The sequence below is a fragment of the Leptolyngbya sp. FACHB-8 genome (assembly GCF_014695575.1).
In the GTDB taxonomy this organism is placed as follows: Bacteria; Cyanobacteriota; Cyanobacteriia; order Elainellales; family Elainellaceae; genus Vacuolonema.
Genome location: NZ_JACJOO010000089.1, coordinates 1 through 26,419, shown reverse-complemented (window position 1 = coordinate 26,419; position 26,419 = coordinate 1). Strand labels below are relative to the sequence as shown.

General features: G+C 48.5%; 16 protein-coding genes. 7 read left to right on the top strand and 9 right to left on the bottom strand.

Going from position 1 to position 26,419, the window contains the following annotated elements:
• Positions 1-64 precede the first annotated feature (64 nt).
• The 3 genes from H6F91_RS25870 to H6F91_RS25860 all read right to left on the bottom strand — a co-directional run bounded on the left by H6F91_RS25870 (position 65) and on the right by H6F91_RS25860 (position 3,297).
• On the bottom strand, positions 65-1,405 hold the full coding sequence (locus tag H6F91_RS25870) for an FAD-dependent oxidoreductase (RefSeq protein ID WP_190772797.1): 1,341 nt from the start codon (positions 1,403-1,405) through the stop codon (positions 65-67).
• 182 nt (positions 1,406-1,587) lie between these two features.
• Positions 1,588-2,001 (bottom strand): hypothetical protein, encoded by a 414-nt coding sequence (locus tag H6F91_RS25865; RefSeq protein WP_190772796.1) that lies wholly within the window; start codon positions 1,999-2,001, stop codon positions 1,588-1,590.
• A gap of 285 nt (positions 2,002-2,286) precedes the next feature.
• Positions 2,287-3,297, bottom strand: a complete 1,011-nt coding sequence (locus tag H6F91_RS25860) for an SDR family oxidoreductase (protein ID WP_190772795.1) — start codon at positions 3,295-3,297, stop codon at positions 2,287-2,289.
• A 1,110-nt stretch (positions 3,298-4,407) separates the two neighbouring features.
• Here H6F91_RS25860 and H6F91_RS25855 point away from each other — a divergent pair.
• The 3 genes from H6F91_RS25855 (at position 4,408) to H6F91_RS25845 (ending at position 8,720) form a co-directional block, all read left to right on the top strand.
• Positions 4,408-4,788, top strand: a complete 381-nt coding sequence (locus H6F91_RS25855) for a response regulator (protein WP_190772794.1) — start codon at positions 4,408-4,410, stop codon at positions 4,786-4,788.
• Between the two features lie 762 nt (positions 4,789-5,550).
• Complete coding sequence (locus H6F91_RS25850) at positions 5,551-8,112, top strand: ATP-binding protein (RefSeq protein ID WP_190772793.1); 2,562 nt, start codon at positions 5,551-5,553, stop codon at positions 8,110-8,112.
• Between the two features lie 239 nt (positions 8,113-8,351).
• On the top strand, positions 8,352-8,720 hold the full coding sequence (locus tag H6F91_RS25845) for a response regulator (RefSeq protein ID WP_199308056.1): 369 nt from the start codon (positions 8,352-8,354) through the stop codon (positions 8,718-8,720).
• A 227-nt stretch (positions 8,721-8,947) separates the two neighbouring features.
• Here the strand turns inward: H6F91_RS25845 and H6F91_RS25840 are convergent, their stop codons facing one another.
• The 3 genes from H6F91_RS25840 to topA form a co-directional block, all read right to left on the bottom strand.
• Positions 8,948-9,460 carry a 2'-5' RNA ligase family protein gene (locus tag H6F91_RS25840; protein WP_190772791.1) on the bottom strand — a complete coding sequence of 171 codons (513 nt, stop codon included), beginning with the start codon at positions 9,458-9,460 and terminating at the stop codon, positions 8,948-8,950.
• A 60-nt stretch (positions 9,461-9,520) separates the two neighbouring features.
• A complete protein-coding gene (locus tag H6F91_RS25835) occupies positions 9,521-10,741 on the bottom strand; it encodes an MFS transporter (RefSeq protein WP_347280088.1) in 1,221 nt (406 codons plus the stop codon).
• A gap of 226 nt (positions 10,742-10,967) precedes the next feature.
• A complete protein-coding gene (gene topA, locus H6F91_RS25830; RefSeq protein WP_190772789.1) occupies positions 10,968-13,232 on the bottom strand; it encodes a type I DNA topoisomerase in 2,265 nt (754 codons plus the stop codon).
• A 1,005-nt stretch (positions 13,233-14,237) separates the two neighbouring features.
• On the opposite strand from topA, the gene H6F91_RS25825 reads away from it, so the two are divergent.
• Positions 14,238-17,621 (top strand): ATP-binding protein, encoded by a 3,384-nt coding sequence (locus H6F91_RS25825; RefSeq protein ID WP_190772788.1) that lies wholly within the window; start codon positions 14,238-14,240, stop codon positions 17,619-17,621.
• 165 nt (positions 17,622-17,786) lie between these two features.
• Here the strand turns inward: H6F91_RS25825 and rbsK are convergent, their stop codons facing one another.
• A complete protein-coding gene (rbsK, locus tag H6F91_RS25820; protein WP_190772787.1) occupies positions 17,787-18,704 on the bottom strand; it encodes a ribokinase in 918 nt (305 codons plus the stop codon).
• Between the two features lie 181 nt (positions 18,705-18,885).
• On the opposite strand from rbsK, the gene H6F91_RS25815 reads away from it, so the two are divergent.
• From H6F91_RS25815 to H6F91_RS25805, 3 genes are all read left to right on the top strand, one after another.
• On the top strand, positions 18,886-20,286 hold the full coding sequence (locus H6F91_RS25815; protein WP_190789545.1) for a nucleoside transporter C-terminal domain-containing protein: 1,401 nt from the start codon (positions 18,886-18,888) through the stop codon (positions 20,284-20,286).
• Positions 20,287-20,362: 76 nt separating this feature from the next.
• Positions 20,363-21,343 (top strand): nucleoside hydrolase, encoded by a 981-nt coding sequence (locus tag H6F91_RS25810; protein WP_190772785.1) that lies wholly within the window; start codon positions 20,363-20,365, stop codon positions 21,341-21,343.
• Positions 21,344-21,783: 440 nt separating this feature from the next.
• Positions 21,784-22,701 (top strand): DMT family transporter, encoded by a 918-nt coding sequence (locus tag H6F91_RS25805; protein WP_190789544.1) that lies wholly within the window; start codon positions 21,784-21,786, stop codon positions 22,699-22,701.
• A gap of 226 nt (positions 22,702-22,927) precedes the next feature.
• On the opposite strand, the gene H6F91_RS25800 is transcribed toward H6F91_RS25805, so the two are convergent.
• On the bottom strand, positions 22,928-25,204 hold the full coding sequence (locus H6F91_RS25800; RefSeq protein WP_190772783.1) for a hypothetical protein: 2,277 nt from the start codon (positions 25,202-25,204) through the stop codon (positions 22,928-22,930).
• A gap of 555 nt (positions 25,205-25,759) precedes the next feature.
• On the bottom strand, positions 25,760-26,020 hold the full coding sequence (locus H6F91_RS25795; protein WP_190772782.1) for a hypothetical protein: 261 nt from the start codon (positions 26,018-26,020) through the stop codon (positions 25,760-25,762).
• Positions 26,021-26,419 lie beyond the last annotated feature (399 nt).

Genomic DNA, 26,419 nt, shown 5'->3' with positions numbered 1-26,419 from the left:
CCATTGCCAAATCCAATCCTACTCTACAATGCAAAAGGCTTATCATTCGTGTACAAAACAGACTCTAGAGCGAGAACAATTCTTCAGCGCTGGAGGGATGGATGCCGATGGTTGCATCTAAGTCCTGTTTCGTAGCACCGAGGCGGAGGGAAACGGCGAGGCTTTGCACAATTTCCACGGCACCTTCACCGACCATGTGGATTCCGAGAATGCGATCGCCATCCTCCCGGTTCACGACCACTTTCATAAAAGTTCTCTCCTCCAGACCGGTGATGGCGTAGAGCAGGGGGCGAAAGTGCTTGCGGTAGCAGGCGATCGCCTCCCCATACCGATCGCGGGCCTGTGCCTCAGATAACCCCACCGTCGCGGCTTCTGGATGCGACGATAACGACATTGGAATTAAATCCAGACGAACAGGTTTAGCGTGATTGCCGAACTCGCTATCAGCAAAGATACGCCCCTGGACGATCGCACTGGGGGTCAGGGGCATTCGTCCGGTGCAATCACCAATCGCAAAAATGTGTGGGCAGTGGGTGCGACTAAACTCATCAACCTGAACCATGCCGGAAGCTAGCTTTACCCCTACATTTTCGAGTTGTAGCCCATCGGTATCTGGCATGCGACCCGTATCTGCAAGAACGGATGCAGCAATGAGGGGTGCAGAATGACCGACCAGACTAAGCGCGAAACCTTCGCTAATGGGTTCAATTTTCTCGACCACCCGCTGCGTTAATAATTGGACACCATGTTGCTGCATACGGTCTTGAATGACATAAATCAATTCTTCGTCTAGAAGCGGAAGAATGCGATCTTCTAGAATAATTTGCGTTACCTGAGAGCCAAGGGCATTGAGACTGCCGCAAATCTTCACACCGATGGGATCACCTCCCATCACGGCAACGCTTTTTGGTTGCTCTTTCAAGTAATAGAGTTCATGCCAGGTGATAGTATGCTCAATACCGGGAATTGCGGGCTTACAGGGCTTTGCGCCCACAGCAATGAGAATTTTGTCAGCGGTAACGGGCTGATCATTAATTATTACTGTATGCTCATCTGCGAAGTAGGCCTGACCCCGCAGCAAGGTTACTCCAGCATCTTCTAAATGCTTCTGGTGTAAGGCATTCAAGAAGTCAATGTGCTGTTCTTCCGCTTCCACGAACTCTGGCCAGTGGAACTGCCGCTGGTCTTCTCCCCATCCGTAATGGATGGCCACGTGATTGAGCCGTCGAAAGCTCGCCGCATGATCCAGCAGCTTCTCGGGGATGCAGCCATAGTTGACACAGGCTCCTCCGGGCTTGAAGCGTTCTGCGATCGCTACCTTTACCCCGTAAGATGCCGCCCGTTGCGCTGCCGCTAATCCACCAGAGCCGGCTCCAATCACCAGAAGCTCATAATCACAGTTCATAGTTCTTAAGTTCCTATATTATGAAAATTTCCTCCATGCGCTTTCTATACATTCTTGGTTTTGGGCCTGTTTAAAGATCATTTTTTCATGTGCTTCGCGCGTGAAAAAATGATCTTTAAACAGGCTCTAATATGGTTGCGAGGCGTGAAACCATTGGTTTGATGCCTCGCAACCATATCTTTTTAAGCAAGATCGCTTCCCAGAACAGGCTCAGGAGAATTTTGAGAATACTGCACTAGAAATACACTGTAGAGAATGGCAAAGATCAGGTCGATAATGCCAGGTGTAAAGTACAACGGGTGGATGTTCCCGGCAAACGTGTGATAAGCCAAAACGACAAATACAAAGGTTTGCACACAAACACCAAATTTGATAATGCCGAGATTCCTTACCACATCACTGCTTACCCAACTGTAGGCAATTCCAATGAAAAATACAACTCCATAAAACAATTGAGAGTATTCTGTATTGACCAGCGGTGGTGCATGGAGAATGTAACGCAACCAGGCATCTCCAATAAACAGGGCTGCACCTTCAGCAGCGGTAATGACAGACTTTGCTAGGAAAACAGATTTCCAGAATGCCAAATCATTCATGACGACTTCTCTCAATGAGGTTTTATAAAGGTTCGCTGTGGAGACAGGCTCATCACTTACAGAACGTATTTCCTTACCGCCCAACCCCTTCTCATTCAGGAAAAAGTATTATTCTAGAGTGAGCTTTAAAGCTGGCTGGAAGGGTATTTTTTGTATGCTTTGTGCAATCAAAAACAACATTTAAAGCAGACCCTAGAATTGGTAAGAACTCTCAAACTCCTATTCCATGTTGGAACAGGAGTTGAGAGTGAGCATCTTACATTTGTCAGTCCAGGAACGGCATGATTAAGAACCTTCCCGAATTCCTTGGGTTAGGGCAAAGATGGCGGCCAGACTGACCAGTGCTCCCCACTTCAGCATTGGGTTCTTATCGACCCAATCTAAAACACTGGGAGCCACAAGGTGGCTGTAATCACCATCAATGCGGTTGTGCTTTGGATCTGACACAGACTCGTATAAATTGTTGGGGTCATCCTCAGACTTGGGCCTGCGCGAGTCCTGCATGGGAAAACCAATCTGAAGTAGGATAGTGTCCATTAAAGCCGGAGAAATCCGCTGGATCAAATCCACTGCGCGGCCTGCATCCCCCACGATGAAATCGCGAGTGGGATGGGTTGCCGTATATAGCACCGCATCAGCCACTAAGCGAGGGTCATAGTAAGGTGGTGGGCCAGCGGGCTGCACCCCTAAGCGAGTCAAACCATTGTTCCAGAAGGGCGTATTGATAACGGCTGGACGAATGCTGGTGACGCTAACGGGAGCCTTTTCGTGTTTCAACTCAACCCGCAGCGCCTCCAGGAAGCCTTCAATGCCATGCTTGGAGGCTCCATAGGCGCTCTGCAAGGGCAACGCTCGTGTCCCTTCCACGGAAGAAATATGAATTAAAGCTCCGCCCCCTTGCTTCAGGTGAGGAAGAGCTGCCATAGCTCCGTAGGCTTGTCCCAGCAAACTCACTTCAACAATACGCTTAAATTCGTCGGGGGTTGTTTGCTCAAAGGGAGCGAACACTGCCGTTGCCGGGGTATGTACCCAGGTGTCTATCCGCCCATAAACATCAATGGCTTTATCCGCGATCGCCTTAACCTGATTGAAATCAGCGACCTCAGCCACGATTGGAGTTGCCTCACCGGGAAGGCTGCGCATTTCATCCATTAGGGATGCTAGCTTTGTTTCAGACCGTCCTGAAACAACAACCTTCGCTCCTTGTTCGGCAAACTGAAGGGCGGTTGCTCGACCAATGCCACTGGTTGCACCAACGACGACGGCAACCTGATCCTGAATTGGCTTCAGTTGCATGAATATTACTCCTGTCTTGATGTCCGGAGAATAACGTCAGCTTGTTAGCGATAACGTCTGTCATATGAAAGATCTAGGCAAGCCAGGATCCATCTCCTAGGGATTGAGCAGAAACAGCTACAGCTCTATCTTTCATCTTGCTAAACTCGTGCTCTGCAGCAAAATGTGTAACTTCTATTTTCAATACTCTGGACAGTTTTTCTGAAACCCTTGATTTTGCGTGCGCTTCGCGCACGCAAAATCAAGGGTTTCAGAAAAACTGTCCGAACTAATGTATTTTCTTCTGTTGCTGAGTAGATATATGAATATGAAATGGAAAACTATAGTTTCCTATTCCAGGTTTATAGCGGTTTGCGCTTGAATCAGCCACTCTTGTTTTTGTGAGAGCCGCGCTCCGCGCGGCTCTCACAAAAACAACCAGATTTTAAGCGCTTAAAAAGCGCTGTATGTACCTATGCGGCAACGCCTGTTCTTTTTGTAAGACAACAAAAAGATAGGAGTTTCAAGTTTTGGGTTTGTGCAGATATAAGCTGTAAGCTCTTCACTAAACAAAGCCGTTCTACTATTTGGCTTGGTGAGGGAAATTATGGGAAATTAGGTATGGTTTTAGGAGCCTCTTGGAGAGTTCGGGGCGATCGCCCTTAATTTCCTTATATAAAAATCTATAAGTTTCTTGAGAGTAAAACTAGATTTACGATTCTTTTTGCCATTTGGTTGTGATGGTGAGTTACCCAGCTCAATTCCATATAAAATTCCGAAAATCTGTCTCACCTGCAAATTGAGCGACAAAGATTTTTAGGATTTTATGTTTAATGACATCCACTTATTTTATAAATAGATTCTGGGGCTAGTAAAAGACGTGAAAGTAAATATTTCTGTCTGAAGCTAGATGTGATTTGGAGAAGATCACGATAACTCGTTTCGAAACTTCCATCATCGCGCGGCTATATTTGTACTTATAGAACAAGCGTTTGATAGAGAGTCCGGAGGGTTTATGAAGGATTGATTTTGTCTTCATGATAAAGACAAGATCGATCCTTCATAAACCTCCTGAACTCATGCTATATAATAATATTTGTATAACAATCCTCTTTCTAAAATCTGTATTTTGTGTGTTCCATTCCAAGTCCCTACATTTTGATCGTAGACGACTCAGCTGACAATTTGTTTTTGCTGCAAACCCTTTTGCAGGCAGAGGGATATAACATTGAAGTGGCTGACAGCGGTCATTCGGCTCTAGAAAAAGTTGAAAATTCGCCACCTGCTCTAATCCTCATGGATGTTATGATGCCGGACATGAGTGGGTATGAAGTGACCCAACAAATTCGACAGAACCAGGCATTATCATCTATTCCTATTCTGCTAGTGACAGCCTATTCTGAAACAGATGCAAGGCAAGGGTTATCATTGGGAGCTAATGATTTTATTCGTAAACCCATTGACTTTGATCAGCTATTGAGCCGTATCGAAGCTTTTCTAAAGCCATCCTAATCATTCGAACATATTCCTCTCCAATCTGGTGAGGTAGGAGAGATGGATACAGGAAAAAGTTCTGCATCCATCTCTCCTACCTCGCTATAGTGGGTGCATCCCACTTTTGCAGATTTGGAAACCCACTTTTGTAAGTGAGGCGGGCTTAGCCCGCCTCACTTACAAAAGTGGGATGCACCCGCTATAGTTCTTGCAAAATCTCTTAAAATAACCTCAGTTCGGGATAAGTTGAAGTGCCCATTTTGGTGTGCGCTTTGCGCGGCACTCGAAAATACCCTTAACCCGAACTCAGGCTAAAATAATTGGTTTGTCCTGCTACAAGTGCAAGAGAAATCAATTTCCTTCAGACAGGTATATAGAAATTAGGACTTAAGTATTTTTGTTATGGGGGATGTGTCTCACACACCATCCATAACAAAAATACTCCAGACATGGCAGGCTTGTATAAGCCCGGAATATGTGAAAAGAGTTTGAAGGGATTAATTCCTATACCCTTGTTTATGTTTGAAGGGAGGGTACTTCTTACTCCCTTTTCAAAACATGGGTGATTTTTTCTTTTAGTGGGTAGGTAGTTCCACGCTCAAGACTGAGCTGTACCTATTCTGCTGCTTTACGATGGCAAAATTGGTGTTTTGAGTTGCGATGCTGGATCAGAGGAGTTGTAGTCTTGAATAAGATGTGAGGGTAGATATGTTTATTTGGGCAAAATGCCAGAATAGGGAATGAGTCAGAACAAAGCCCGCCTCCAGACTCAAATATTTCATGATTAGTACCCGTCAAAACAATGTTAGTTATGCCGTTGCGATAGCCCTGGGAGCGATCGCCTTTCTCCTCACCTTTACCGGAGGCTGGAAATCTCTCCTATCCGTAAGTGGGTTTATCCCTCATGGGCACTGCTACTTGTGGAGGCCGGGTCTGGTATGGATGCACGTCATTTCAGATTCGCTGATTGCAATCGCCTATGTGGCGATCTCTGCAACTCTGGCTTACTTGGTATATAAAACTCGCCGAGAAATCCCCTTCCACTGGATGTTTCTGGCTTTTGGCTCATTTATTGTGGCCTGCGCCAGCACCCACTTTATGGATGTGTGGACGCTGTGGCACCCAACCTACTGGTTGTCAGGGGCACTGAAAGTAGTGACAGCGATCGCCTCTGTAACAACGGCGGTCATCCTGCCGATGCTGGTGCCTCAGGCCTTAGCCCTGGTCGAGGCCGCTAAGCTATCGGAGGAGCGGCGATCGCATTTAGAAACCGCTAATCTCAAACTAGAAGCTTTCAACGAACGTCTGAAAGAACTAGACGTTCTAAAAACTCAGTTTTTTACCAACGTCAGCCATGAATTGCGCACACCCCTGGCTCTTATTCTGGGGCCACTGGAAACCTTACTCAGCCGTTCCGACCTACCCTCGGAGCAACGCCAGTCGTTAGATATTGTGGAGCGTAATGCGCGCCTTCTTCTCAAGCAAGTCAACGATTTGCTGGATGTGTCTAAACTAGAAGCCAACAAAATGGCGGTAACTTATGTTCCCGTTGACTTGGCTCATCTGGTACGCCTGACGGCTGCCAACTTTGATGGGATAGCTCAGGAGAAGCAAATTACCTTTATTGTTGATGTTCCCGAGTCGCTTCCATTGCAGCTTGATGCGGCCAAAACCCAGCGGATATGTTTGAATCTGCTTTCCAATGCCTTCAAATTTACCCCCCAGGGTGGCACTATTCGTTGTCGCTTACGGGTGCAGTCTGTGGAGGCTGACAACTCCGAGCCACTTCCACGGGCAGTCCTGTCAGTTCAGGATAGCGGTTGTGGGGTTCCCGTGGAGTTGAGAGAAACTATTTTTGAGCGGTTTAGCCAGGGGGAAGGCGGCACAACACGGCGGTTCGGTGGCACCGGCCTCGGTCTCGCCATTACCCGTGAGTTTGTCACGTTGCAGGGTGGCACGATTACGGTTGGGGATGCACCCGATGGCGGCGCACAGTTCACTGTAGAACTTCCCATTCATGCTCTTTCCGGAGAAGAAACAACATCTCCTTACGTTGTTTCTAGCTCTGATGATATTGCCAATCTCATTGTTGAAGAGCTTCGCACGATTAATCCCGCTGGTCAATCTGGCCCCGTACAACCTGAAGGTAAACCTCTGGTACTGGTGGTCGAAGACAATCCCGAAATGAATCAGTTCATCACCTCAACTCTAGCTTCTGATTACCGCACCGCTACTGCCTCCAATGGAAAGGACGGGTTGGAGCAGGCGATCGCCCTTCAGCCTGACCTGATTCTGAGTGATGTCATGATGCCCTACCTGAGCGGCGATCAATTTATCCACCAGCTTCGCACGTACCCAGAGCTGGACACCATTCCCGTTGTTATGTTGACGGCAAAATCGGATGTGGATTTGCGGATTGAGTTACTGCGCTGGGGGGCACAGGATTACTTAATGAAACCCTTTTCCGTAGAAGAGTTGCGAGTTCGCATTGGCAATTTAATTGCTATTAATCGAGTGCGCGATCGGCTGCAACGCGAATTAGCAAGCCAGAGCCATGATTTGGAAGCCCTGGTCGAAGAGGTTAGCCAGCGACGACAAGAGTTGCAAATCGCTGTTAATACCCTCCAGGTGCAAACTCAAAAGTTGGAGCAGGCTAACCGCCTGAAGGAAGAGTTTTTAGGTCTGGTTTCTCACGAATTACGGACTCCTCTTAATTCCATTCTGGGCTGGTCGCAAGCGCTACGAAGTCGTAAGTTTGATGCCACGGTCACAGAACGCGCTTTAGAAACAATTGAGCGCAATGCTCGCCTGCAAACCCAGCTCATCGATAATTTGCTTGATATTTCTCGTCTGCTACGGGGAGAAATCGCTCTAAATTGTAGTCCGGTGAGTTTGCCAGTGGTGCTAACTCAAGTGCTAGAAACCATACAGCCAGTAGCAGCAAGTAAGTCTATTCATCTGGAAAGCCAAATTCCTGACGCGATCGCCCCTATTCCTGGCGATCCTGACCGATTACGGGAGGTGTTTGAACACCTATTAGCCAATGCCGTCAAATTTACGCCTCAAGACGGGTCTGTCAAAGTTGCTTTGAAGCAGAATAGTAGTAACATCTGCCTGCAAATTAGCGATACCGGATTGGGCATCAGGCCGGAGGCACTACCTTATATTTTTGAATGCTTCCGTCAGGCTGATGCTTCTAATACCAGGTCACACGGGGGCCTGGGCTTAGGTCTGGCGATCGCCCGCCAACTGGTTGAGCTACACGGCGGCAGCATTCAGGCCGAAAGCCCAGGAGAAGGCAAGGGCGCAATCTTTACAGTGACCTTGCCTACCCATTCATAACCTCTGAAGAAGCTCAAGATCGGGGCACTGTTACAGAATTATGGGGTGTGAAACCCAGCATGAAAGGCTATTCATGTACACCTTAAGGGATACTGCTTATTTTTTCTAGTAGACCTGGCCCCTCCCTTTAGAAGGAGGGCAAAGGATGTTACATTAACGACAATGAGCACATCCCTTCCCTGTTGAAAATTTGCTCTCACGGTAAAATGAACACTCCGTATCCCCCCCCAAGCATCGAAATGGATCGGATTTTGGTTGTTGATGATATCCCTGATAACACCTTCTTCCTGCAAACTCTTTTGGAGTCAGAGGGATATCAGGTAGATGTAGTTGATAGCGGTCCGGCAGCTTTAGAAAAAATCGCCGCTGAGCCTCCCGATCTGGTTTTGTTGGATGTGATGATGCCTGACATGAACGGCTATGAGGTCACTCAGCAGATTCGTGCAAATCCGAATCTCCCCTTTATTCCTATTGTGCTGGTAACCGGACACGACCAGCCTACAGCCGCTGACGGCTTTAATGTAGGAGCTGATGGATTTATTCGGAAGCCTGTAGACATCACTCAATTACTCAACCAGGTTCGTGCCATTCTCCCCCCTAGTAGCTAGTTCTTGTACGACAAAATTTATATTTTGCACATTGCATAAAAATTCAGAGCCTCTATTTTGGGCATTAGGCGAAAACAGAGGCTCTGAATTTTGATGTAATAACAAATAAGGTTAAATGCACACAACAAAAAGCAATGTGACGCTTTGCGTCACATTGCTTTTTGTTGTGTGCATTTAACACGACATGATATAGGCTTTAAGGGTTTTAGCCTGTGCTGGGCAATACTCTATATAAATAAAAATTCTTCGATTAGAGCCCATGGGCCTCCCTCGTAAGACCATAACAGAAGCCCTTCACCACATCCCGTAAACGGCTGCCAGGTCTGGTTTAACTGGTTGTATAGCGATCGCGCCACTGCCGCATCAACTTTATTCTGCACAGTAATGTGAGGTCGATAGGATTGTTGATCTTGTCGCGTTAACCAGTCTTGCCACACAGCGGCGAGGCGTTTGTGAACGTGCAACAAGTCTGGAGCTTCCACCTGAATCGCAACACCTTTACCCAGAAAGCGTACCGTTGGAAACGAGAGAGATAAAGGTGCTGTTTCTGCGCAAACTTCACGCAGGGTTGAGCAAACAGCTTCAAGGTGTTGACCCGGAAGGGCATGAAATAGTGTAACGTGGGCCGGTAAAAAATTCCGCTCCGACGGAAAGTGCTGCTGCCGCATGGTGTTGAATACCTCAAAGGCGGGTGTATCCAGTTTGAGGGTTAGAATCAGAGGCCGTGGATCGTTTGCCATACCATTTCTTTCACAGATGGTGAAGATCTCTCATGCAACGACTGGGTTCATCATCCGTGTTTAAGGCGCAGCCTGGGGTTCAATTTGATAGCGTTGGCGAGTTGCGATCGCCAATACCAAGACAATGAAGGTCAAGACCCCTGCTAAATATAACGGATGTGAATAGGTCGCTGGATTCGATTGACGAATTAGTAACCCGGCAATAACAGGACCAAAGGCGTTAGAAATCCCAAGATAAGACGAATTTAGACCCAATGCAAATCCCTGTTCCTCTGGTTTTGCGTTTAACGAAATCAACGCGTTGATCATCGGTTGTACCAGGGAATTAAATAGGGAAAATACAACACTAACCACAACAAAATAGACAACGTTGGGCCAAACTGGCATCAAAATAAAGGAAACACTACGAATGGCTAAACCTAAGAATAGAATTGAAACTAAGCTAAAACGCTTGGTTAATATTGTTACCCCCCAGGCCTGCATCAAAACTCCTAAAACACCAAATGTAAAGAACATTAACGTTAGTTCTTTGTTTGTCTGGTTTAATACCTGAATGAAATAGGGCTGAAATGCAAAGGTAAAGATCGTGAAGGTTGTACCAATTAGAAAATTGAGAATCAACAAAATCCCGATTCGTGGCAACGTTAACCCCCGAATGAGTGAAGCCAAACCTAAGTCAAACAGATTACCGGCTTGAGTTCGTGTTGGTAAGCTTTCGGGAAGAAAGAACAGGGTGATTACGAAGGCGACGGCTGCGATCGCCCCTGACACCAGAAACGCCGCTCCCAGAGAGATTTGCTGCGCCAACAAGCTAATGGCAGGCCCCAACACAAACCCCAGCCCAAAGGCTGCGCCATTGATGCCAAATCCTCGTGCCCGTGTTGCCGGGGTCGTCACATCAGAAATTACAGCCTGGGCAACAGAGGCATTTCCACCTGTGATGCCATCTAAAAATCGCGCTAGAAATAGAATCCAGGCAGCAGAGGCGAATCCGGCAATCAGGTTGGCAATTACAGTGCCGAATAGGCAAATCATCAACAACGGCTTCCGCCCAAACCGATCGGATAATCTGCCAATAATAGGAGTCGCAAAAAATTGAGCGATGGAGTAAGCTGCGAAAAGCAGGCTGGTCTGTAGCTCATTGAGGCCAAATTGCTTACCGTACAAGTAAATGACGGGAATCAGAATGGTGAGGCTCAGAGAGTTGATCAGCGAAATGAGAGCAATAATCCAAAAATTGCGATTCATGAAGGCGAGGACAGCATTATCAAAATAGGACAATACAGTACGATTGCTTATTCAGGCTACTGCCCAAAGTATTTATTCATGAGTTTCCATCGTTCACACTCTGCTAGACATATTTTTTTCGTGCGCGTCGCGCACGAAAAAAATATGTCTAAAACGAGCTTAGGATCGTGTATTTATTAACCTGTAATTCTTGTTGTGAGAGGGGCGGCAAAGCCGCCCCTCTCACAACAAGAATTACAGGTTATTTTGTTCGTGATCCTTAACGATGCAACGTCTCCAGCTTCAGAGTGCCAAACTTGGGTGACCAGAACCCATCACGCCCCTCAAAAAATGCCACCTCTTTACACTTATCACGCCGATGATCTGGCAGGGAGCAGCGCAACATCGCCTTTTCTTTTCCCTCTTTGGTGTAGACGTAGCGTTCTAGCAAAGCACCGCAAACCGGGCATGGATGATCTACAAAACGATCGGGGCTGAGCGATCGCTCTGCATAGGGCAACTCATAACGCTTATTTTTAGGGTTCCAGAACATCACCGTGCCACAGGCTGGAGTAATACATTTCAGGAAATGATCCGCCTTCATCTTTTTGGAGTGGGACGAAATCTTATGCATTGGGTTCTGGCACTTGGGGCAAGGAGTTTGAGTCGGGATCCCATGCGATCGATGCTGTCCCTCTGAAATTTCCTCTATTGCACCACCAGCTTTGGCAGAAGCCATTTCCGGAGGCGAAGCGGTCTTGGAAGACCTTTTCTTAGTCTTCGTAGATGCTGGCTTTGCTTTTGATGCTGAGAAATTTTCAGTTCGTAGCCCAGGAGAGGCACTTGAGCCCAGAATTTGACGGGCTTTCTCTAGAGCAGGGGCAAAGTAAGTTTGATGCCAGGTTGTCAAATAAGCCTGCCAATCCTGCTGCCCCTGGGCAATCGTATCCAGAGCAGACTCCATCTGAGCTGTAAATTCTGGTTGGAGCAGGTCAGGTAACAACTCCTCCAGTGCCCCATCCAACGATAACCCCAGAGCTGTTGGGTGGAGTTTGCCCTTGTTTACCTGCACATAGTCCCGTTCCTTCAGAGTTTTGATGGTGGGGGCATAGGTACTGGGTCGTCCAATCCCTTTACGTTCCATGAGTTGCACCAGCTTTGGCTCCGTATAGCGGGGTGGCGGCTGAGTTTGCTTTTTCTCCGAGCCTGCTTGCTTCAATGTCAGGGGTTGCCCCTGCTGAACAGTGGGTAGTTGCGTGTCAGCACTCAGGTTATTCCAGTAGCGGGTGTAGCCTGCAAACTCGACTATCTGCCCTCGGGCTTCCCAATGGGCATTCTCAGATCGCGATAGGATGCGGCTTTTGCGCAGACGAGCGGGGCAGCACTGAGAGGCGATCGCCCGGTTCCAAATCAGCTCATATAGCCTACCGTCATCTCCACTCAACTGGGCTGGGAGCCGATTCACATCCGTCGGACGAATCGCTTCGTGAGCTTCCTGGGCACCCTTCACGGCCCGATGGCGTGTTGTTGTACTGGGCACATTGTCTGGATCGTTGCGCTCCAAATACTCTCGCACCGCATCGCAGAAGGGGGCTGCCAGCATCACTGAGTCCGTTCGCATGTAGGTAATGAAGCCCGCCTCGTAAAGGGATTGGGCTACCTTCATAGTCTTATCCGGGCTAAACTTGAGCTTGGCTCCGGCGGCCTGTTGCAAGCTGGAGGTAATGAAGGGTGGGGGTGGTGACTGGGTTGTCACTTTGCCGTCTACCTTGACGACTTGATGAGGATGGTTGCGGGCGATCGCCACTAACCGATCTGCCTCTTCCTGGCTCGTCACCCGGTCCGATTCTGGCCCCTTCTTTTCTGCTGCCGCATCATCCAGTTCCTCCTCCGACGCTGGCTTGAGCGCTTTCAAGTTGGCCCGATAAAACGCCTTGAATCCTTCTGCATACTCCACCCAGACACTCCAATAATCCTGAGGCTGGAATGCCTGAATCTCCTTCTCGCGCAGGCACAGCAGGTGCAACGTTGCACTTTGCACCCGTCCCATGGATTTTGCTCCAATGTTGAGCTTCCAAACCACATGCTTGCTGCCTTTATAACCTACCAACTTGTCCAGGCAATCGCGCGCGCGCCCTGCTGCAATGAGCGATTGATCCAGAGAACGGGGATGGGCGATCGCGGCCCGTACTGCCTGAGGCGTGATTTCGCTATAGACTACGCGGCGAGGGTTCTTGATCCGCAATTCCTGTTGCAAATGCCAGCCGATGGTTTCCCCTTCTCGATCTGGATCAGTGGCGATGTAGACGGCCTCGGCTTGTTTCACGGCCTGCCGTAAGTCGGCGATTACCTTTTTGCCGCGATCGCCCCGTGGAATATAGCGACAGTCGATGGTGTTGCCCAGGTCAAATCCGAGGGCATCTTCTCCGTCGTTTGCCAGTTCCCGAATGTGCCCCATGCTGGCTTTGACAATCCATCCTGGACCCAGAATCTGGCTTAGCTTTTTAGATTTACCTGGACTCTCAATCAACAACAGATTTGCCATCGCCCAACCGCAGCTCACTGCTTTAATAGTACACGCGAACTGCCTTGGTGGCACAAATGTAAAAGCCTGGATACTTAGTGCTTTGGTGATATTTCAAATGTGTGGTTAGGTGGAATGGAACGGGCGCATGTTCTCCCCCCAGATGGCGAATGAGTCCTTCGGCAATTGAGGAGGGTTTATAACTTTGCTTGAGCTATGCCCACTTAACTTAACCTGAGTTCGGGTTAAGGGCGTTTTCGAGTGCCGCGTAACGCGCGGCACTCGAAAACGCTCATTTTGGCGTGCGCTTTGCGCACGCCAAAATGGGCACTTCAGCTTATCCCGAACTGAGGTTAACTTAATTATTGTATTCATGCTGTTGTAAACACGTCATTAATTCTTCTCGAACAAATCAATGAAATGAAAGTTGTAATTCTGTACTAATTAACTCCTTCTTTTTTTCCATTTTCCGCATCGGATTGGTGTGTGTTTAAACGGTTCTATCCAATCGATCTGAGATGACGTTTGCATCATAATTTTAAAGCTGCCTAAGTATTTGAGAGGATCTCATTACTTCACAATATTTTCTGCTTTGAAAAAACAACAGATAACCCTAAATCCTAAAAGTTCTTCTATTACAGTGCTTTCAAGCATTCAAAATCTGGTTGTTTTTGTGAGAGCCGCGCGAAGAGCGGCTCTCACAAAAACAACCGTGGTTGATTCAAACGCAAAGTGCTGTAGGTTCTACTGGCAGAACTAACTGATGTGGCGAAAGTATCCAGTGGTAGCGAATGTGGAATTAGTGAAGTCGCTCGTCCGCTGTAAATCCTGCTAAGGGTAGATAAGATCCGCTCTCTTTGGACTGAGAATTAAGCTTGTGTTCGATGTTCCAGCATCATCACTTGCTACCAAAGAATTGCTGAATAGTACCTTGAAACTAGCTATTTGCCAAATAAAATCCTTTTTGAGGGCTGCGGAGATCTGCTGCTGCACTAAATTGCCTATATTTCCTTGTGGAAGCAGAGAATGAAACAGCCCATCAGAATTGACACTTTACAGTGGTTCATCGGGATTTACATTGTCGTCCGAGGGATGTTGATGCTGATGCTGCCTCATACCCTCAAGACTCATGTATTTGTTGCGATTCAAGCCCAATTGCCCTGGTTAGGGGCCTGGCAAGTCATTGCCGGGGTAACCCTGATTATGGCGATCACCCTGCTACCGCGTCGTCTGTTTCTGATGGCTGCCCACCTCATGGTGGCTTTTGCACTGTTTCAGGTTGCTCGTGGGCATTTTTTGGCAAACACCTGGACAGCACTGGTAGACTTCAGCCTTTTAGGGATTGGGATTGCGATCGCCCCCCTGATTCCTAGCTCCTGGCGGCTATCCCTCCCCCGGCAAATTGATCTGTTTGCCTTCATCATGGCCACTCGAAGCCTGTTAGATGGCTTGATTGTGCTGGCCCCCTTCAACCCTCAATTTGAGGCTCACCTCTATGATCCGGTTCGCCCCTATCTGCTCTGGTACGGTATTGGTTACCTGGTAGGCGGGTTAGCCTTATTCGCTGCCTATTTTTATCCAAAGACTCCACCCTGGTGCTTTCGATGTGCTCATCTAATAGCCGGTGGGGTCATGTGGGCGTGGACGATTGGATTGGGAGCTCCCACCTGGAACTCTGTTCTCTACTATGGTGGACTGGGTAGCCTATTGGCCCTTTTGCCATGGCTCTCCCCCTGGCTGCGACGGGTCGATCCGGGCTCTCTGCAAACTCAACTAGCTGTCACTCTGGTCAGTGTAGTCGTGTTGCCCCTCCTGACGGCAGTGACCCTCGTGACCCTCCCTCAGGAGCAGACCGTCATTCAGCAAGCGCTGGCGCTGCAACAAACGCTTGCCAAAGCTTTATCCCAAGATATTGCCAGTTATGTGAGCTTACATCGGGCAGCTGTCCATGCACTCGCGCAACAACCTAATTTGGCCAGCATGTCTCCAACGGAGCAGCGAAACTTTTTACGGTTGATTAACCAGACCTATACCGATTTCGTCGTTCTGGCCACCTACGATGCAGGAGGCAATGCGATCGCCCGCAGTGACAATCGCCCTTTAGGGCCTTCTATTGCCGATCGCTCCTCCTTTCAGACTGCGCGCCGGACGGGAGAACCAACGCTCAGCATTCGTGTCGGACGCGTTATCGGCAAACCTGTTTTCGTCTTTTTAAGCCCCTTGTATACCCGTAATCGAGAGTTTGCTGGGGTGGTGTCGGGGGCCATTGAGGCTACAGAGGTGACGAAACAGTTAGTAGAAACCTCCGGTACAGCGAACTTGAAAGCGTATTTAGTGGATGACCTGGGACGGGTTGTTGCCCATCCGAATACAGCCCTGGTAAATGAGTTCGCCGATTATTCAGCATCGCCTCCGGTAGCAGCAGTACTTAATCCAACCACGGGCTATGGGGGGATACATTACTGGGATTCGTCATCCTGGCAATTGGCTGGGTATGCCCATGTGCCAAAGCTAGGGTGGGGAGTGATCGTAGAACGTCCGGTAGCGGATGTTTTACGGGCACTGAATACACGGCGTAACCGTGACTTTGTCACCCTGATTATTATTGCAACGATCGCCCTACTCATTGGCTTATTAATTGCTCGCAGGCTCACAAAACCGCTCAGTACCCTGGCCTATGCTACCGAGCAACTGGCATTGGGCGATCGCCAGGCTCCCCTTCCACGCAGTCGTATTACAGAAGTAGCGCACCTTTCTCACGCCTTTGGGACTATGCGCGATCGCCTCATAGCCCGTACCGCAGAGCGCGATCAGGCCGAAGTTGAATTACGCCAGAGCGAAGCTAAAATGCGTCGTCTAGTGGAATCAAATGTGATCGGTGTGATTCTGGCGGATCTAAACGGCTCAGTTTTGGAAGCAAATGACGCATTTCTACAAATCATTGGCTATACCCGTGAGGATTTGCGTTGCAATCGCATCGGATGGAAGACAATGACGCCTCCGGAGTTTAGAGCTATCAGTCAGCACTCTGTGCATGAACTCAAAACTCAGGGCGTGTGTACTCCCTTTGAGAAGGAATACATCCGTAAAGACGGTAGCCGTGTACCTGTGCTAATGGGTTGTGCATTGATTGAAGAAGCGTCAAACCAGGTGATTGGCTTTGTACTCGATCTGACAGAACGCAAGCAAATGGAACAGGAACGCGAGCAACTGTTGACTCGGGAGCGTCTGGCCCGTGAGCAAGCTGAATCTGCCAATCGTATTAAAGATGAATTCCTAGCGGTGTTGTCCCATGAGTTGCGATCGCCCCTCAACCCCATTCTGGGATGGGCCAAACTGCTACAAACCCGTGAATTTGACAAACCTACCTTACAAAAAGCATTCGCCACCATCGAACGCAATGCCAACTTACAGTCGCAACTGATTGAAGACTTGTTGGATGTCTCGCGCATTTTACGGGGCAAACTTAGCCTCACGATGGTGCGTATAGATTTGGCCTCTGTCATTCAGGCATCCATTGAAACGGTACAAGCTGCCGCCTTTGCAAAAAACATCACAATCCAAACCCAGTTAGATACTCAGGCTGGGCACGTGCTGGGTGACAAAACCCGGCTCCAACAAATTGTCTGGAATTTGCTATCCAATGCGGTTAAGTTTACTGATCCGGCAGGGCGAATTGAAGTGTGCTTAACTCAGGTGGGTTCTGATGCACTCATTACTGTGCAAGATACAGGCCGAGGTATTTCTCAGGAGTTTCTGCCCTATGTGTTTGATTATTTTCGGCAAGCTGATAGCACGACGACCCGCAGATTTGGAGGATTGGGCTTAGGTTTGGCGATCGTTCGGCATTTGGTGGAGTTACATGGAGGAACGGTATGGGCTGAGAGTGCAGGTGAAGGCCAGGGTGCAACATTTACCGTTAAACTACCCGTGTTATGTGAATTAAAACAAGAGTTCGATGGGCCTTCCGATATAACCTCATTTGCTGCCGATTTGGCTTTGCACGGGATTCATGCGCTTGTGGTGGATGACGAAGACGACAGCCGCGATTTTGTTTGCTATGTTCTGGAACAGGCGGGAGCAACGGTTACAACAGCCTCCTCTGCGGTATTTGCACTGCAATTGCTGGAACATACCAAGGCAGATGTCCTTCTAAGCGATATCGGTATGCCCGAGGTGAATGGGTATATGCTCATGCAACAGGTGCGATCGCAAGAAGCCCAACAGGCAAAAACTCCTTTACCTGCACTTGCCCTCACCGCCTACGCGGGGGAATATGACCAGAAGCAAGCCCTTGAAGCAGGATTTCAGCTGCATCTCTCGAAACCTGTGGACCCGGAAGCATTGGTAAGGGCGATCGCTAAGCTTGTCATGATACCAACGCCATCATCTATAGGCGCGTCTCGCTGAGCTATTGCAATACCTGTTTTAGAATGACGTTTCAATAGGTGGATGGAAGGGGAACCTGCAACCGATTAAACTAGTACGCTGAGGCGGAAATCCATCACCTATGTTTTGTGTGGGGTGCTTCGCACCCCACACAAAACATAGGTTGTGAACTTAGGCCGCAGCCTACTAGTGCTGAGCCAGAAATGTGTTGAGCTCCTCGCGCGTTGGCAGCGAGGGCTGAGCACCTGCTTTTGTAACAGAGAGCGCTGCAACTGCGGTGGCCTGAGTCACTGCTTGCGCTAGCGGAAGACCTTCTGCTAAACCTGCGGCTAGCCCCCCATTAAAAGCATCACCCGCAGCAACAGTGTCAACGGCTTGTACTGGAAAGATGGGAACTTGCAAGGTTTCAGACCCTGTTAAGCACAGTGCCCCTAGCTTACCCAATTTTGTGATCACGGTTTGTACACCTCGTTGCTGTAAAACCAGTGCAGCCTGATGCGCAGTTTCTAAGTCTTTAACTGGAAAGCTAACCAGTTGACTGGTTTCAACCTGATTGGGAGTAATGATATCAATGAGAGGATACAGTTCGGCAGGTAAATTAGATTGGGCTGGAGCGGGGTCGAGAATGACGGTTACGCCAGCTTCTTTGGCAGCTTGAGCTGCCGATATGACAGCAGGTAACGGAATTTCAAGCTGAAGTAACAAAACTTGAAACTGAGGAAGTAGCGATCGCAACCGATCAACATCTGAAGTTTCAATATTGCCGTTAGCTCCTGGAATCACAATAATGTTGTTCTCGCTGGCGTCATCAACAGCAATAACAGCAACACCCGAATGGGTTGAATGATCGACTAAAACAGGGTCACATGCAATTCTGTCAGTTTTTAACCCTTGTAGTAGTGTTTGGCCGAAGCTATCATTTCCTACACGCCCAACCAGAGTTGTAGGGATTCCCAAGCGCGCTACAGCAACCGCTTGATTTGCTCCTTTACCTCCCGGAATCATTTCAAATGTATGTCCAGTTAACGTTTCACCGGGAGCTGGTAGCCGTGGCGTGCGGGCGACCAAATCCATGTTAATACTGCCAAAAATAATCACACTCATGATAGAGGAGAATTAAATAGGAATACTTTAATTATTAGTTATTCGGTGTTGATTTTACACTTTTCGCCTCAAATTTCCTGCTTTATTTCTCATATCTAATCTTCAGGTTGCTGTTTCTATAATCTTAGAGATCGCAATATTGAATTGTGTGAACGAATCCATAACATACGGTTAAAAGTAGATGGAACGCTTTATCTCTTTGATTGGCATCCTGGTATTTTTTGGGCTTGCCTATCTATTATCCGTTGACCGTAGAGCTATTCAGTGGCGTACTGTTGTATGGGGCTTTGCGCTGCAATTTCTGTTTGGCGTGTTTGTGTTAAGAACAGGAGTTGGTTTTCACCTATTTAATGGAATTGGTAATTTAGTGACCGCCTTTCTGAATTTTTCAGATGCAGGGGCGGAGTTTGTCTTTGGTGAAAATTTTAGAGACATATTCTTTGCCTTTAAGGTAATGCCTACGGTCATATTCTTTTCTGCCTTTATTAGCCTGCTCTACTATTACGGCATCTTGCAGCGGCTTGTGAGTGGCATCGCCTGGGTTATGCAGCGAACTATGAAAACTTCAGGTCCTGAAACAACATCCTGTGCGGCCAATATTTTTGTCGGGCAGACAGAGGCTCCCTTATTGATTAAGCCGTTTATCAACCATCTAACGGAATCAGAACTTCATGCCGTTATGGTGGGTGGATTTGCAACGGTTGCTGGAAGTGTGCTAGCCGCCTTCATTGGGTTTGGGCTTTCTGCACAAGCCTTGATTTCAGCAACTGTAATGAATGCGCCGGGTGCGTTAGCTATATCAAAAATTGTGTATCCAGAGCTAGAAAGGTCTCGCTATCGATCAAACAGAAAGGAAAGAAGTGCGGTATTGCCTGTGAATCGTAGAGAGCATACCAAATCATTAGGAGATGAGATTGCTGGCCCGAATCCTGGTGCTCCTGCAGCAACGATGGCCCGGTATCCGAATGACGATGTCGGCAGAGATATTGATCCAGACGCTAATACAGAAGATGTAATTGAAGAACGTTTACAGGAAGACGAAGAAATCAAATCAGAACAATCTATTGATAACCCGATCGCTGCCATCGCAGATGGCGCTATTCAAGGGATGAAGCTGGTTCTCAATATCATTGCCATTTTGATTGCATTCCTGGCACTTATCGCATTTTTGAATGCTATTCTGGGCTGGTTAGGTGGATTGGTTGGATTTCCCCAACTCTCCCTGGAATGGCTACTATCTTTGCTGCTCGCTCCGCTCGCTTTCCTCATGGGAGTTCCCTGGCAAGATGCCGGGCAAGTTGGGGTTCTGCTCGGTAAAAGAACGATTATTAATGAGTTCGTTGCCTATGTTGATTTGAGAGGCATGGTAGAAGCCAGGGCAATTTCTGAACGATCAATCCTGATCGCGACCTTTGCGCTCTGTGGTTTTGCAAATATTTCGTCAATTGGTCAGCAAATCGGTGGTATTGGCGGAATTGCACCCAAACGAATTCCAGACCTTGCCAAGCTGGGCTTCCGAGCCATGCTGACTGGAACGTTATGCAACTTTATCACCGCTGCGATCGCTGGGTTATTGCTCTAATTCTTCTTCAAAGAGCTATTCCGTATGCGATACGAGCACAAAAAAGTTATCCCTCAAGGAACTCCAATTCACAATCATGCAACTCGATAAACCCAAAATTATCTTAGATACTGATCCGGGTGGTGATGATTCGTTTGCGCTGCTGTGGTTGCAGAGTTTAGCGAAACAGGGATTAGCGGATATTGTTGCAGTCACCGCTTCAGCCGGCAATGTGAATGCACGCAACACCTTTTTGGGGGCCAGCAAGCTGCTTGTTGCAGGCGGCTTTGATGCTGTAGAAGTCGGTCGAGGCGTGGGGCAACCGGGAGCCGAGATTGAAGATGCGGCTCACATCCATGGAGCAGATGGGATGGGGAATTTGTCCCATACGCTACCTGAGGTGAGCCAATCCTTTGAGACAGCCCGTCCATCTGATGAGGTTTTGATTGAGAAACTCAATCAGATGCCGGGGGAAATTACGATCGTTGCGATCGCCCCCCTCACCAATCTGGCAGCCGCAGAACAAAAGTCACCCGGCATTCTCAAAAATGCCAAAGAAATTGTGATCATGGGGGGAGCCTTTCAAACGTGGGGAAATGTGACACCTGAAGCCGAGTTTAATATTGCGTTTGATCCAGAAGCGGCGAACGTCGTGTTGAACAGCCGGGATGACTTAGTTGTCATTCCGCTTGATGTGACGCATCACCTGATCTTTACGCCAGAGATGGCCAGACAAGTCAGCCAGGTAAACCCACAAAATAAAATTTCTCAATTCATCGTGCCGCTCTGTGAATTTATGACGAGCACGGCCTTGGCCTACCGTGAAACAAAGGGAGTTTCTGGGTTTCTGGTGCATGATGCCGCAACATTGGCTTATTTGTTCTACCCTGAAATGCTGCACTTTCAGCGAGCAAAGGTAGAAATTGAAATGCAGGGAACCTGGACACGAGGGAAAACATTATTCGATCGCCGTCATAGTGCAAAGCAATCGGCCAATGCCTGGGTTGCGCTTCAAACCAGAAGTGTTGATTTACTAGCCGTGATGGTTGAGGATCTGAAAAAGTTGGTCCAGGATTAATACTCAACCAGCTTTTCCACGTAACGGTAGTGTTCTGCGGGTGTGGTGAAAAGGACACTTTGTGCCTCTTTCACCACACCCCATCCATGTATTTGAAACATGACCCAAATAACAGAGTAAGTGGTTGCACTTAAACGTACAGCGCTTTTCAAGCGCTTAAATCTGGTTGTTTTTGTGAGAGCCACGCAGAGCGCGGCTTTCACAAAAACAACGTGGTTGATTCAAGGGCACAGCCTTTTAAGTCCTATATTTAATGGGGCTGAGTACGCCAATCGTACCAAAGTGGTTTGCTACAACAGGTAGAAATTGGCCCTTGCAAAGACTCAATCCATCTCGCTAAGCTCAAGCAGTTATACACTGTCATGTTCTAAAAAATAAAGAAACACATTGTAGGTTTCTCAATTTTGAGCTGGTAACAGCGCATCACACTGCCAACAACCATGGGAAATCGATTCGTTGCTTACCGACATACCCTGAAGGACATTCATCCCGAAACTCTGGGGCTGTTCTATGGTTTTTTAGGGGTGTTAACGTTTAGCCTGACGTTGCCAGCGACTCGTGTGGCCGTAGCAGAGTTGGAGGCCACCGTCGTTGGCTTGGGGCGGGCTGTCGTGGCAGCAATGCTCGCGGCTGTGTTGCTAAAAGTAACTCGGCAACCGCTTCCCGCTCGTCGTTATATAGCCAGCCTGGGAATTATCGGACTGGGAGTCATTGTCGGTTTTCCTCTGCTCTCTGCCTGGGCCATGCAATTCTTACCAGCTTCCCACGGTGCAATTGTATTGGGCATTTTACCCCTGGCGACAGCGTTAGCCGGAGCATTACGGACAGGCGATCGCCCCTCTCCAGCTTTCTGGGTATGCAGCAGTCTAGGTAGTGCGATCGTCGTTGGGTTTGCCATCCTATCGGGTGGGGGGCACCTGCAACTGGCAGATCTGGCATTGTTGGGTGCGGTGATCGCAGCGGCTATTGGCTATGGCGAAGGTGGCCGCCTATCCCGCGAATTAGGAGGATGGCAAGTAATTTGTTGGGCATTGGTGTTATCTGCCCCGTTTCTGGCAGTGCCGGTTGCCTTCAGCGTAATCAATCATGGGATACAGGGTTCGCTTCAAGCCTGGTTGGGCTTTGGCTATGTCAGTGTGTTTAGTATGTTTTTGGGCTTTTTTGCCTGGTACCATGGGTTGGCGATCGGCGGTGTTGCCCGTGTTAGTCAGGTGCAGCTGTTGCAACCTTTTTTGACCCTCTTTGCCTCTGCGTTCTTGCTCCATGAGACAGTCACACCGATGACGATTGGTACAGCTCTCATTGTGGTAGTCATGGTTGCTCTGGGGAAAAAAGCGCCGATCGCCCGTTCCAGCTGATAATTCGTTAAGGGATTGATGTGGCGTGCTTCGCACACACCATCAATCCCTTAAGAGCGTGAATTTAATAGGACCCTGATTTTTGAGGAAGGCTCGACTATGTCGAGCTTTCCTCAAAAATCAGGGTCTTATTTTGTACGAGATCCTTAAGGTTTGTTTGGCCAGCTATTGTGGGCGTGACGCTCTGGGCCATGCCCACAATACTGGTGAGGTATAACTTGTGCTCCTACCAACAGCGAAGCCGCTGATTTACCCGATCGCGATTTGCCTGATCCTGAATCAGTGCCGTCACCTGGAGCGCTTGAGGTCGTCGCCCCATCAACACATAACGCAGGGCAATTTTTTCCAGTAAACTGGCCCGATCAAAATCATCCTCTACTACCGTTGCTCCTTCTGTTCCAAACACCAAAACACGGGTTTCTGGATCTGCCACGGTACGTGTTACCTCTAGAGCTTGTGTCAGTGCTCCTAAAGCTTCCACGGCTTGATCCGTTTGGCGATAGCGATCGCTCAGTACCAACAACCATCGTGCCCGTGTCTCCGGCAACTCCAGCCCATCCAACATAGGTGGAATCAACCCATACTGCTCAGCATCAATTGCTTGCTCAATCGCCGCCTCAAGCGTATAACTACGCGGGCTAGTTTCCGGTATCAACTGAGCCAGTTGCAGAGCAATGACATGCTGGTCAGTCGCGCTAAACTTTTCCACCAGAGGCTTTAAAGCCGCTGTTGCTAAATACGGTTCCGTAAAGCTTGGCACGATGGGTTTCATCTGATCGATCAATTCCTGTGCCTGGCTGATCTGACCGGTGCGGCTGTAGGCCAGGGCGATCGCCCCCAATGCTATCACCTTATCCTCGGGCCGAGACAAGGCCCGCGTTTGTTGAAGTGCCTGATCAAACAACGGTGTAGCTGGATCGATACCACCGATGCGGTACACTTCCCCGGCGATCGCTGCCACAACCCGAATCCGGTAAGCCGTATAGGCTGCTTCGATCTGCTCGGCCAAGCTTAATGCCCGATCCACTTGATTGGCTCGCACATAAACCTGTGCTACAGATTCCAAGGCAAGAGTACGGATCTCCACCTCTGCTGGATTGATCGCCGCGAGTGCCTGGCTTACGCTGGCATCATTCCCCGCCTCCGCAGCACGATAGGCAATGTCAGCCAGCACCTGCCCTCGCGAGTAGTAGGGGAGCGCCGGATCGGGAACTAGGGCCAGACGAATCGCCTGGTCATACGCCTGGATTGCGATTGCCCGTTCCACCTCACGGCTAATGTTGAAACCTTGCCAATCCTCTGGAAGTTGCTGGGCAGCCGCTACCATTTCTTCAACGACGGCATCTGCCCGCTCTGCGTTTCCAGCCTGTCGGTAGGCTAGTGAAACAGTCGATAGAGCAGAGAATCGTTGTTCTGGCCTTGACAAAGCACGAGCCACCCTCAAGGCTGTCTCAGGTTGGAGCTGAGCATAGCCCTCGATAAATGGATTTAAAATCCCAATCTCTTCTGGAGACATTTCCCCAACCTGGGCATATAACGCCGCAGCCTGCTCAGAATTACCCTGACTGGCTTCATACTCGGCAATTTTGAGCAATGTTGCGGCTCGTACCGCAGGGGATGCAATCGTACCGGTCAGGTTCATGGCGGTCGTTCGATCTCCCGCCCGGAGGTAAGCTTCCGCGACTGCTTGCAGCACGTAACCCTGATTTTCGGGATCATTTTTAATCTGCTCAGCCAAGTCCAGCGCTGTTCCAACTTGATCGGCCTTGGCGTAGACAACTGCCACCTGCCCTAAAGCCCGTCCCCGCCGACTTGGGTAAGCTGGATCATTGACCTGATCTGCAATGGCTCGTGTCTGATCAAGAACGGTCATTGCTCGCACGGGTTCCTGAATCTTTAAGTAGGCTTCTGCCAGAGGGGCCAGAGCATTGGTCTGAAATTCCGCTCCACGAATTGTCTGGCTGGCCTGTAGAGCCTGGTTCAAAAGTGTTAACGCGGATTCTGGATAGCCCAGTTCTGTATAAATACCCGCCAGAACTGTAAAGAGGCGAGTTTTAGAAAAACTATGCCCACTACTCAGGGTTTGGGTCGCCTCGACTGCCGCAGTGAGAGCAGGAGCGATCGCCGTTGTGTCTTTTGTTTTAACCGAGTAATCAACTAATTGCCGCCATTGAGCATATTGCTGATTTGATTCCTCTAACAAAAACAAAGTTAGATAACCTGCCCGCGTTTGCTCATCTAACTGACGAGTTGCCTCAAAAAAATCGCCCAGGGTTTGCCCAGCCTGAGGATAATTCTGTTTCCGTAGTTCACGCTCAAATTCGTTTTGAATATCGAGCAAGGCTCCCTGTATCACTTGCTGCCGCTCTGTTGCACAGACTACAGGTTGCGCCTGGATAGGACCCTGTGCCTGTACAGGCACCCAAGCCGAAGCAAGCGGTCCCATCAGACAAAGGGCCATCACCCCACTCAACCAGCGGGGCTGTATTTGCACGCTCACCATAAAATTTCTCGTTGTAATGAACCGTGTATGTCTAAAGATTTGGATACACTACATCACCAGACGATTCCTAACTCCAAAAGTGCCAGAACAACCATTCACACAGTTTTCTAGCATCTCTAGTTTTGTATCTGTATCGCTCAGTGCAGGACAAAACCCTTAAACCCCAGCTTTTCCGTTATGGCAGCTTTGCCCTCATAGCGAAAAATTTGGGTTTTAGAGATAGTTTATTTTTTGTCTCATACTGACAGGACTTACGCAAGTCCGCTATCTGTAGCGCATTTGTGTTGTGGGTGGGGTGCGAAGCACCCCACCCACAACACAAATGCGTAAGTCCTGACTGAGCTGCATTGCATACGTAGGCTTACAACGCTTTTCAAGCGCTTAAACCTGGTTGTTTTTGTGAGAGCTAGAGCCGCGCAGCTCTCACAAAAACAAGCGTGGCTGATTCAAGCGCAAAGCGCTGTAATTCAATTGAACAAAAAGCCAGAACCTGTGTTGCTCGTGAAACGGGTGGTACAGTCTTTTAGATTTTATGTTTAATTTTGCCCATTTTCTTTACCAAGTGCGATGGGCAGGATCATAAACATGGTGAAAAGCGGCCATCCGTGGATTCGAAACCTTTAAACAGGAATTGGAATTTAGATGAGACAACTGATCTTCAACAACTTCAAGGCGAGATTCTAGACGCTCTAACTCATCCTTTACGGTAGTAGAGGATTCTTCAAGTTCCTCACTCATGTTCTCCTGAAGCTCATCGGGGGATGGGCTTTGTGTAGACTGCGGCTCCGTTTCTATTGAATTAAGGGGGCTGTTCATAGTATTGCCTCTCATCTGTGGCGATCGTGGAAGCATTCCTCATCTCAATTCTGACGTTTTTCTAGAAGAGCAAAGAAAACCGTATAGATACTTAAAACTTAGGAAGAAAGACTTTACCTTTCTTTGCAAATTTCCCAAGATTTAACCTCTTAACAAGCCGCTGAGAAGCACAAACAAAATAACCTGTCATTCTTTTTGTGGGAGTCGCAGCATCGCCATCATTCTCGCAAAAAGAATGATAGGTGATTGAAGGCACATCCTAAATAACTCAACTCTATTAAATGTACTAGTACTCAGCGGCTTAAGTTTGCCTATGATTAGAGGGTTGCACTGCTCCCTAAGATTATGCCTGGACTCCGCCCTCCAGTTTTGACCCTTAGCCCCAGCGACCAAGCAGCT